The sequence below is a fragment of the Peribacillus sp. CSMR9 genome (genome assembly GCF_033141925.1).
Taxonomy (GTDB): Bacteria; Bacillota; Bacilli; order Bacillales; family DSM-1321; genus Peribacillus; species Peribacillus simplex_A.
The window spans coordinates 25,249-36,076 of the sequence record NZ_JAOPHO010000042.1; the positions used below are offsets into that span (position 1 = coordinate 25,249).

Below are 10,828 nucleotides of genomic sequence, written 5' to 3' on the forward strand. Positions count from 1 at the left end.
CGAAATCTTTAAAAGAGGTGTAATTTGATGTCAAGAAAAAAAATGGGCCTTCTAGTCATGGCTTATGGTACTCCGTACACTGAAGAGGATATTGAAAGATATTATACACATATTCGTCATGGGAGACGACCAAGCGATGAATTGATTGCTGATCTAAAAGGCAGATATGAAGCGATCGGTGGATTATCACCGCTTGCAAAAATAACTGCAGCACAAGCTGAAACCCTTGAAAAGCAATTGAATTCCGTTCAGGAAGAAATTGAATTCAAGGCATATTTAGGACTGAAACATATTGAACCTTTTGTTGAAGACGCAGTGAAACAAATGCATGATGATGGTATCAAAGAAGCGGTAAGTATTGTATTGGCACCGCACTTTTCAACATTCAGCGTGAAGTCTTATAATGGACGTGCTCAGGATGAAGCCGCTAAATTGGGTGACCTGACCATCACTTCTGTTGAAAGCTGGTATGATGAGCCGAAATTCATTCAATATTGGGTAGACCAATTAAAAGAAGTAATCGGGAAAATGACCTCGGAAGAGCGCGATAATTACGCTTTGATTGTGTCTGCGCATAGCCTCCCAGAAAAGATATTGCAATTAGGAGATCCATATCCAAATCAACTGAAAGAAACTGCAGACATGATTGCAAAAGGCGCAGGGGTTACCAATTACGCAGTTGGCTGGCAAAGCGCTGGACAAACACCTGAACCATGGTTAGGACCGGATGTACAGGACTTAACCAGAGATCTTCATCAAGCAAAAGGTTATAAAGCTTTCATTTATATACCTGTTGGTTTTGTTGCTGAGCATCTTGAAGTCCTTTATGATAACGATTATGAATGTAAGGTTGTAACGGAAGATATTGGTGCAGGTTACTACCGGCCGGATATGCCCAATGTTAAACCTGAATTCATCGATGCATTGGCCACAATCATTTTAAACAGATTACAGGAAAAATGATTGGTTAATAAGGGATATGCAGTTCATCCATGATTGCGATGACCTTACATATTTTTTAAATGAAATTGAAAGATACGCTACATCTGGAAAAGCGTATCCTGGTGATGAAATTTTATAACCTGTTTTAGGAAAGTGGCTGTCCAGTAATGAGGATGGCCATTATTTCTCTAGAAAATTAAAAGTTTTATTGAAAAGACTGAATATTTTTGGTATGATATTGTTGAACTTAATGACCGTTTTGTCCGTTTGGTCAGAGATGAGGTGGGAAATGTCTGTTGATCGTAAAAAATTAATTCTAGAAGCTGCGACCAAGTCGTTTTCACTTTTTGGATATAAGGCAACGACGATGGATCAAGTCGCTAAAATTGCCAATGTGGGGAAAGGTACAATTTATACCTTTTATAAAAATAAAGAAGAGCTGTTTAAAGAAATCGTTCAGCGGATGATAGAGGAAATGAAATATGAGGCGGAACAATCTTTGGATGAACAACTATCCTTTTTTGAAAATCTGCATCGGGCTGTTTATCGAATCCTGGAGTTCAGGCAGGAACATCAATTATCTTTAAAACTTCTTCAGGAAGAGCGGGAAATTGGTACTCCGGCCGTTCAGGAAATGATAAATGAAATGGAAGAAGCCATTGTATCTTACATTAAGGAAAAACTTAAAATTGCGATTGATAAGGGCTATATACAGCCTTGTGATCCAGAGATAACAGCTTTCCTGATGCTAAAGATGTACCTTGCCCTTATTTTTGATTGGGAAAGGAATCATGCCCCATTAGGGAAAGAGGAAATTGCTGAACTATTTAAAATATATTTATTCAAAGGATTATCCACTCCGTGATAATTCTATTTTTTTGGCTTAAAATGCAATGAATCGAAATAAAGAAGAGAAACCGATCATCGGTATCTCTTCTTTATATTTGGGATGGTTTTCAGCTGCGAGACTGAATTTATATGAGATCATCCTGCTAATTGGGAAGCGGATGGTGAAACACAATACACTACTCTCCAGAAAGGCAATGATCACAGTGGTTTCCATAACATTCGTGCTGTTCTTCGATTTTTTTTCCGCATTCCATGCATTGTTTCGGAGGCAGGTTTTTAAAGAACTCAATGCTACTTTGAATCATGAACATCATCTCCTGTATTTTTATTATTCGCTTTTCTATGATCACATTGTATTATAACAGAGTGGATGTGTCAATGTTTGTTTTATAACATAAGTGAAAAAGGTGAAATAAGGGTAAGAATAGTTTATATTAATGGGGAAGTCATTGAGAAAAAAAGGAGTGCCTAAGTATGAAAATCACCGTAATTGGCTGCTGGGGCGGATATCCAGCTAAAAATGAGGCAAGTTCCGGCTATTTGCTTGAATATGAAGATTTTCGCATTCTGCTTGATTGTGGCAGCGGTGTTCTATCACAGTTGCAAAATCATATGAAGTCGGAGGATCTTGGTGCAGTTGTATTATCCCACTATCATCCGGATCATGTAGCGGATGTTGGTGTCCTGCAACACGCCGCGCTCATACAGCAGATATTGGGCAGCGAGAAAAGGACCATTCCTATTTATGGCCATGATTTAGACGAAGCCGAATTTGGAAAGTTAACTTATAAAGACGTGACAAAGGGAATAGTCTACTCTGCTGATGAACCCTTAACAATAGGACCGTGTACATTCACGTTCATGAAAACGAAACATCCAGTACCATGTTTTGCTATGAGGATTGAAGCTGAAAATCATTCGATTGTTTACACAGGTGACAGTTCATATATGGATGAGCTTGCAGATTTCGCTAAAAACGCAAATGTTTTATTATGTGAAAGTAACTTTTACAGCGATATGGATGGTTCAAAGGCAGGGCATATGACGGCTAGAGAAGCTGGCATGCTAGCAGCCAAGGCAGACGTACAGCTTTTGCTGTTAACTCATCTCCCTCATTATGGGGATCTTAATCAACTTAAAAAAGAAGCATCCGAGGTATTCAAAAGGGAAATAGCTGTAGCTAAAACCAATCTCGAATTCCAACTATAAATGAAATATTAATGGTATGAATGAAGTCTACAAGGAGGAACAACTGTGCTTTTTATTGATAATAATGGAATTACGGATCCAAGAATTAATCTGGCCATCGAAGAATATGCGCTTAAACATTTAAATATAGATGAGACCTATCTTCTATTCTATATTAATCGTCCTTCAATCATCATAGGAAGGAATCAAAATACGATTGAAGAAATCAATGCCGATTATGTAGATGGAAATGGCATTACAGTTGTTCGCCGCCTTTCAGGGGGTGGAGCGGTTTATCATGATTTAGGGAATCTCAATTTCAGTTTCATTACGAGAGATGATGGGGATAGCTTCCATAATTTTAAGAAATTCACCCAGCCTGTCGTGGAAACGCTCGAAAAACTAGGAATACAAGCTGAATTAAGCGGACGTAACGATATCCTGGCTGAAGGAAAGAAAATTTCCGGAAACGCGATGTTTTCAACGAAGGGCAGAATGTTCAGTCATGGGACATTGTTGTTTCAATCAGAAATGGATAACATTGTATCCGCTTTAAAAGTGAAAAAAGATAAAATCGAGTCTAAAGGGATTAAATCGATAAGAAGCCGCGTCGGTAATATCGCTGATTTTTTAAAAGAACCGATGTCTGTTGAAGAATTCCGCTCATTCCTGCTGCAAAATATTTTTAAGGAAAGCGGTGAGGTCACTGAGTATGTTTTAACGGAGGCGGATTGGGAGAAAATTCACAAAATCTCGGAAGAAAGGTATCAAAACTGGGAGTGGAACTACGGAAAATCGCCTAAATTCAACTTACAAAACTCGCATAGATTCTCGGTGGGATCTGTTGATATCCGTCTTGAAGTTAACAGGGGAATCATTGAGCATTGTAAAATCTACGGTGACTTCTTCGGGGTCGGAGAGGTTGCGGATATTGAACAGAAGCTTACTGGATCACGCTATGAAAAGAAAGCTATCAGCAATGTACTAGATGAGATAGATGTTCGGCATTATTTTGGCAATGTAACGAAAGAAGAAATATTGGCCCTAATATATTAAGCCTGAAATTCCGTCCTGACTAAGTAGGACGGTTTTTGTGTCTAATTATGACAGTAATTGCTTGAATTTGGATAAAATTGTTGCTGTAATCATTTTCTTTTAATATAATAAAAATGAATGATTACTCATTCATTATATTTGCAGGGGGAGGGAGAATGATGAATTTATCTGAACAGCTTCATCAAACTGCTTTAAGAAAGGCGGACAAGCCAGCTTTTTATTTTATGGATCAATCCACCTCATATGGGGAATTGGATAAAGCCGTTTCGAAGTTTGCAGACGAATTACATAGGCTGGGTGTTTCAAAAGGTGATAATGTTGCGCTGGTATTAGGCAATTCTCCACATTTCATTATTTCGTTGTATGGAGTTTTACGTACAGGGGCGACCGTAATTCCCGTAAATCCAATCTACACACCTGACGAGATTGGATACATCCTGAATAACGGCGATGTAAAGGTCGTTGTGGCATTAGATAGGCTTTTACCCTTATTCGAGAAAATGAACTCGATCCTCTCAAGTGTAGATAAGTATGTAATTTGTGAAACACAGCCGGAAAATGGGGAAACTAGCAAATTGAACATCTACCCAAAAATGAAATCGTTTACAAAAATGGTCGAGAAAGGGGATGAAGGCTATAAAGGACCAGAACTGGATCCTGAAGATACGGCAATCATACTCTATACTTCCGGGACAACGGGAAAACCAAAGGGGGCCATGCTCACACATACCAATATATTCTCCAATGCACATGATGTTGGTGAATATTTAAAAATCACGGAAAATGACCGTGTCATTACGACATTGCCAATGTTCCATGTTTTCAGTTTAACGGTAGTTGTAAATGCCCCATTATTGAGTGGAGGTACGCTTTTAATTATCCCGCAATTCAGTCCAAAGGAAATATTCAGTCAAATCAAAAAATATAATGCAACCGTTTTCGCTGGAGTGCCTACGATGTATAATTTTCTTTTCCAATATCCAGATGTAAAAGAAGACGCTTTGGAGTCATTGCGGATATGCATATCAGGTGGATCCGCCATGCCAGTTTCACTGCTTGAATCATTCGAGCGGAAATTTAATGTCAGGGTTTCAGAAGGGTATGGCTTATCAGAAGCATCTCCTGTTACCTGTTTCAATCCTTTGGATCGTCCAAGGAAGGCAGGATCCATCGGAACCTCCATCCTCAGAGTGGAAAACAAAGTCGTTAATGAGCTTGGGGAAGAAGTGCCGATCAATGGTGTAGGGGAATTGATTGTCAAAGGTCCGAATGTAATGAAGGGGTATTATAAAATGCCTGAAGAATCGGCGGCGGTCTTGAAAGATGGCTGGTTGTATACAGGCGATTTAGCCAGGATGGATGATGAAGGGTATCTTTTCATTGTAGACCGTAAGAAGGAACTCATCATCGTCGGTGGCTATAATGTCTATCCACGTGAAGTGGAAGAGACTCTGTATGGCCATCCTGAAGTAGTTGAGGCAGCGGCTATAGGCGTGCCGGATCCCAATCAGGGAGAAGTTGTTCACTGCTTCGTGGTAAAGAAAAACAGTGCATTGACCGAGGAAGAACTACTTGCCTATTGCATGGAACACTTGGCTAAATATAAGGTTCCGGCAAAAATTGAGTTTTTGGATGAATTGCCAAAAAACACAACCGGTAAAATTTTACGGCGTTCCTTAAAAACCCTTGTAATACAAAACTGAATTTGGTTAATCAAAAGGATCATTGCCTATAACTTGCAATGGTCCTTTTTTTGTACAACCAATGTGCATCTCGCTGCATAAAATATATCGGGGTAGCTTAAAGCCTTGATTCTTGTTTCGAAAAGAGTTATGATTGTCATTAAAAATTTCCACATAATTGTAAGGAGGGTTTAGATGAGAGATGTAAAGCTTTTAGATGTTTTTACACATCCCATTGCTCAAAAATACTTGAACCGTTCAGGTCTGGCACATGCGATTGCGGTAGCCTATCATTCGTTTCACCTAGCAAACGAATATAAGATAGACCCTGATATTGCGGCTAAAGCAGGACTTCTGCATGATATGGGCCATTTCACCTGGTATCGCAATGGTAAGTGGGATTATGATCTGTACAAACAAAATGATATCCATCCTATTAAAGGTGCAGAACGAGCACATAAACTGTTAATCCGTTTGGGAGAGAACCCGATAAAGGCAAAGACCATTTCCCTCGCCATTTTATTTCACACCGATTCGTTTTTACCTTCAAATGATATTATTCGAACACCGCTTCAGCAGGTCGTCAAATGGGCCGACGAAAAAGATGAAGAAGAAGGTGGAAAACACCATTACCGCAAGATTGATTTTCTCCGGGCAAAGGAAAGCATCATGAGACTTGATACACTCATTGATGAGGAACAAAAAAGAAGGCTATCATCCTGAAGGCAAACGGGTGATGGCCTTTTACAGTTTGAATTTTGATTTTATCTTTATTTCATTTTATTTCATTTAAACCTTTTCTATTGAAGAAGCTGCAGCAGATGGTGAAAAATCACCAATATCTTCGGGCAAGGAAATAGAAAAATTCGGGTCTTTTTCCAAACGCGAGCATGAACTGCTTATTCTACTCACTGAATGCCAAACGAATTAGCAAATTTCAAAAAAACTTTTTCTATCCATCGGCACGGTGCAGGGTATACAGAAAACTGAATCGCCCGGAGCTTATGGCACTTTTGTATAGTTTTAAAAATAGCATCATGAAGGGATGACCACTAAAGCCCTCCGCTCCGTTAATCGGCTTGTTTCAAAATGGCCTACCCTGATTCTTTATCGGATTCATATTCACCGCAAGGACTTTGATGAGACGATTTTCATCTTAAATCAAATATGGGTGGCGGCAGTATGGACAAATTAGGCGGTGCCTTAATCTCGAAAAAGAAAATCAAACGGGTCTGCGATCCTTTTTATATCTTCACCTATACCTTGTAATGCCTCCCATCCTCCGCTTCATTTATCTTAAATGTCTCTGGTACAAGCTATATGTTCCGCCTCCTTGTATTTCCAGACCATATCATCGTGACGTGCATTTAATGATCAAGATTGTTTGAACATTTATGGAATAAATAATTATAGAAGGGAAAATGGGGTTCTAACCTGTCCATTTTGGATTAAACTAATAAGAGGGAGATTCGTTTAAGGAGGGGCATCATGGTTAGAAAATGGGCAGGAAGAGCGATTCTATTATTTATCTTTTATGCAGCAGTGATGTATTGGTATATTTTTTACGGGGCGGATACTTCCATTCCCGAAGCATTGCGTGGTACTGCAGCAGACCCTGCAACATTTTTGAATGCTAGGGAACTAAAGCTTAGCGAAGAATATTCAGGCCTGCGAAATTTTATTTTTTTCGTTTCTACGCCATATGAATGGCTGCTGTATTTCTTTATTTTATTATTTGGCTTTTCAAAAGTTTTTGAAAAGTCGTCTTTGGCGGTCTCGAAACGGAAAGTGATCCAAACGGGCATTTACTTATTCTGGCTTTCTGTGATTTCTTACCTGGCACTATTTCCAATCCGCTTCATTGGTTATCGGATAAGTAAAAGTTACCATATCAGTACACAAAGTTTCACCTCGTGGATGAAGGATGGAGTCATCGAATTCTGGGTGAATTTTGGGATGATGTTTATCATCGTTTCCGTCTTATATTGGTTAATGAAGAAAAGTGTGAAGAGGTGGTGGCTTTATGCTTGGATGTTGTCCATTCCATTTACCTTGTTCTTGATGTTTGTTCAGCCTGTATTGATTGATCCGCTGTATAATGAATTCTATCCGCTCAAAAATAAAGAGCTGGAAACGGAAATATTGGCACTTGCCTCACAGGCTGAAATTCCGGCTGAACACGTATTTGAAGTAAATATGGCGGAAAAGACAAATGCCTTGAACGCATACGTGAACGGTATAGGTTCCAACTCTAGGATAGTCCTTTGGGATACGACCCTGAACAAGCTAAAGGAAGATGAAATCCTTTTCATCATGGCACATGAAATGGCCCATTATGTCGAAAAGCATATTTATATAGGGATTGCAGGTTATATAGGAATGACTTTAATCGGTCTATGGCTGACATCGAAAATCATGAATTATATCATAAGGCGCTGGGGCCACCTGTTAAAGGTACGTACGGTTGATAACATTTCTTCTCTTCCATTATTTCTTTTAATAACGTCTGTGCTGCTGTTCGCTGCCAGTCCGCTGTCCAATTATGTTTCCAGATATCAAGAAACGAGGGCTGACCGTTATGCCATTGAAATGACCGGGGATAAAGAATCAGCAATCACCACCTTCCAGGAACTCACGAGGTCGGGTTTGAGCCAGGTCAATCCGCCAATCCTGGTAAAGTGGCTGCGGTATTCCCATCCAACCATGCTCGAGCGGATTTCCACGGTTGAAAATGCAGATACAAAGGGTGATTGAAAGCCAGCTGAAAATCAGCTGGCTTTTTTTTTTCCTAATATCAGGAAAGTGGAAGTTTAAATGTCGTTTTCAGAAAAAACTATTATTTTTAAAAATCTTAGATTCTCTAATATAATAAATTAAATTCCCGGTTCGCTTTAAGGAGATCAGATATGTATAATGTACTTTGCATCACTATAGGCTCAGTGCTTGTTGCAGTAGCCTACAACTTATTTTTGATACCTCATTTAATTTTAAGCAGCGGACTTAGTGGACTTGCGATTATGTTCGGAATCATTACCCCAGTCAACACAGGGATATTGAATTTTCTATTGAACCTGCCATTGTTAATTCTTGGATACCTGAAATTAGGAAGACGCTTTATCACCTATACGATATTTTCAGTTGTCGTGATATCAGTCAGTTTATATCTCATTCCGGTTCATGGAATATCCACTGAACCGATTTTGTCTTCTTTATTTGGCGGAATCATATCGGGATTCGGCATAGGCATCATCTTTCGCGCTTCAGGATCTTCCGGCGGTTTTGATATCATTGCCATGCTTTTGGCTAAGAAGAGCGACTTTCCACTTGGTACATTGCTTTCGGTGATGAATGCAGTAGTGGTGGTTATCTCAGGCTTCATCTTTGGTTGGGATGCCGCATTATATACGCTGATTTCCATATATGCAGCAGGAAAGGTGATTGATACGATTCATTCCAATCACATTAAATTAACATTAATGATCGTTACGAAAAAGAGTGACGAAATGAAAACGAAGCTCCTGACCAACCTATATCGAGGAATTACAGTCATGGATGGTGAAGGTGCATACTCTGGAGAAAAGAGTAAAGTAATGATGACAGTCATTACCCGTTATCAATTAACCGATGTAAAAGCGATGATAAAAGAAGTGGATCCCAATGCTTTTGTCAATATAACGGAAACAGCCGAGGTCATGGGGATGTTTCATAAAGAGTGATAATAAATAGAGAAGCCTCCCACTTTATGGGAGGCTGTTTTGATTATCAGGCTGTTTTTTAGTCATTCATTTTAATTTCCAAACTGTTTCAGTAAAACGTTCATTTCAGAACTTAGTTTTAGGAATAAAGGTTTGTTTTTCATATCCAGGGCTTCATCAATCTGTTTCGCAAGGATATTCTTTTTGGTAGTAAGGACGGATTCCAGAATAATCATATCAATTAACATTTCCTGAACCACAGCATCGTTTTTCATTTCGCTCATTGATAAGGACTTCACTGACTCTGAATAAGATTTTTCATTTTTCAAAGTTACCACCCCTGACCCTTTTTATTAGTATATGGATTTGAATGGATAAAATCAACTGAAAATTCAAAAAAATTTAAACTTAATAGAGAATGTGTCGTTTAGATGACGAAATCACCACTTTTTAAAAGAATTTTTAATTTTTTGTGAACTTGCTTTTTATCTTTACAGGTTGTGCTATTATAGTGAGGAATTTAGCATATATTTACTATCTCCCTTCACCTTTTTATACAATCGGGAATGGAAGGGTACAAGCGATTAAGAGTATAAGGTTTGGTAAAGTAAAATGGTGTTTATAGTTTTACTTTTTAATGCAATGAGGAAGAGGTGGATTGAAAATGAAGGAAAACAGTCAGGGAATCATCGAGGAATATGAAATCACGCCCTATACACTAATGGTTTCACCAATTAATTATGGAAGTAAAATATATGCCCGTATCGTTGAAATGGAGGACGAGTTCATCTCCCCGTTTAAACCTTTGGAAATAGTAAAGAAAAGCTGTGAGTTTTTCGGATCAAGTTATGAAGGACGCAAACAAGGCACGAAACAGCTCATAAACATCACACATAAAGCACCGATTGCAATTGATCCGACCAGTTCGATCTTCTTCTTTCCAACTACATCTCCGTTGCGTCCTCAATGCATCTGGTTATCACATGAGCATGTGGTATCCTATGATCGCCTGGATTCCAAACATACAACCATCACATTCAGGAATAGACAAACCATCGATATAGAAGTATCATGCAGTTCTTTTGAAAACCAGCTGCACCGGACATCTTTTTTAAAAACGAAACTGATCCAGAGGATTGAGGAAACAAAGAGGAAATCGTTCTATCTGTTCTCCGAGGCAAATGGAGTCAAGGCTTCAGAGGTAATGTCAAAGTATATACCAAGCAAGTGAAGGAAGGCGGATCCAGGCTGTGAAAATCGTAACAGTGCTGACTGGAATGTAAAGGATGCAAACGGCATTTAGTCAAAATTAAAGCAAGCCCTTCTCATAAGAGAAGGGCTCAGACTGTAGACAAACTCGATGAAAATCGAGTTTGTCTATTTTTTATGAGTTGTACAATTTGGCCGTTGATTTTC

11 protein-coding genes are annotated in these 10,828 nt (G+C 38.9%); 9 read left to right on the plus strand and 2 right to left on the minus strand.

Annotated features, from left to right (window positions below; translation table 11 throughout):
- Positions 1-27: 27 nt before the first annotated feature.
- Positions 28-963, plus strand: coding sequence for a ferrochelatase (gene hemH / locus N9I19_RS16960; RefSeq protein ID WP_284471496.1), 936 nt, complete (start codon positions 28-30; stop codon positions 961-963).
- A 268-nt stretch (positions 964-1,231) separates the two neighbouring features.
- Positions 1,232-1,807 carry a TetR/AcrR family transcriptional regulator gene (locus N9I19_RS16965; RefSeq protein WP_317778478.1) on the plus strand — a complete coding sequence of 192 codons (576 nt, stop codon included), beginning with the start codon at positions 1,232-1,234 and terminating at the stop codon, positions 1,805-1,807.
- Positions 1,808-1,967: 160 nt separating this feature from the next.
- Here the strand turns inward: N9I19_RS16965 and yhfH are convergent, their stop codons facing one another.
- Positions 1,968-2,096: a protein YhfH gene (yhfH, locus tag N9I19_RS16970; protein ID WP_081108720.1), complete on the minus strand. Its 129-nt coding sequence runs from the start codon at positions 2,094-2,096 to the stop codon at positions 1,968-1,970.
- Positions 2,097-2,265: 169 nt separating this feature from the next.
- Here yhfH and N9I19_RS16975 point away from each other — a divergent pair, with 169 nt between their 5' ends.
- From N9I19_RS16975 to N9I19_RS17000, 6 genes are all read left to right on the plus strand, one after another.
- On the plus strand, positions 2,266-3,000 hold the full coding sequence (locus N9I19_RS16975; protein ID WP_317778479.1) for an MBL fold metallo-hydrolase: 735 nt from the start codon (positions 2,266-2,268) through the stop codon (positions 2,998-3,000).
- 45 nt (positions 3,001-3,045) lie between these two features.
- The gene (gene lplA / locus N9I19_RS16980; RefSeq protein WP_317778480.1) at positions 3,046-4,035 is read left to right on the plus strand and encodes a lipoate--protein ligase; all 990 of its coding nucleotides are present in this window, start codon (positions 3,046-3,048) and stop codon (positions 4,033-4,035) included.
- A gap of 158 nt (positions 4,036-4,193) precedes the next feature.
- Positions 4,194-5,738, plus strand: a complete 1,545-nt coding sequence (locus N9I19_RS16985; RefSeq protein ID WP_317778482.1) for a fatty acid--CoA ligase family protein — start codon at positions 4,194-4,196, stop codon at positions 5,736-5,738.
- Positions 5,739-5,912: 174 nt separating this feature from the next.
- Positions 5,913-6,440: an HD domain-containing protein gene (locus tag N9I19_RS16990; RefSeq protein ID WP_061462037.1), complete on the plus strand. Its 528-nt coding sequence runs from the start codon at positions 5,913-5,915 to the stop codon at positions 6,438-6,440.
- Between the two features lie 765 nt (positions 6,441-7,205).
- A complete protein-coding gene (locus N9I19_RS16995; protein WP_061462039.1) occupies positions 7,206-8,471 on the plus strand; it encodes a M48 family metallopeptidase in 1,266 nt (421 codons plus the stop codon).
- Positions 8,472-8,623: 152 nt separating this feature from the next.
- Positions 8,624-9,433 (plus strand): YitT family protein, encoded by an 810-nt coding sequence (locus N9I19_RS17000; RefSeq protein ID WP_061462040.1) that lies wholly within the window; start codon positions 8,624-8,626, stop codon positions 9,431-9,433.
- 71 nt (positions 9,434-9,504) lie between these two features.
- Here the strand turns inward: N9I19_RS17000 and N9I19_RS17005 are convergent, their stop codons facing one another.
- Positions 9,505-9,741 (minus strand): IDEAL domain-containing protein, encoded by a 237-nt coding sequence (locus N9I19_RS17005; protein ID WP_061462041.1) that lies wholly within the window; start codon positions 9,739-9,741, stop codon positions 9,505-9,507.
- 335 nt (positions 9,742-10,076) lie between these two features.
- Here N9I19_RS17005 and N9I19_RS17010 point away from each other — a divergent pair, with 335 nt between their 5' ends.
- The gene (locus N9I19_RS17010) at positions 10,077-10,643 is read left to right on the plus strand and encodes a competence protein ComK (protein ID WP_125163634.1); all 567 of its coding nucleotides are present in this window, start codon (positions 10,077-10,079) and stop codon (positions 10,641-10,643) included.
- Positions 10,644-10,828: the final 185 nt, after the last annotated feature.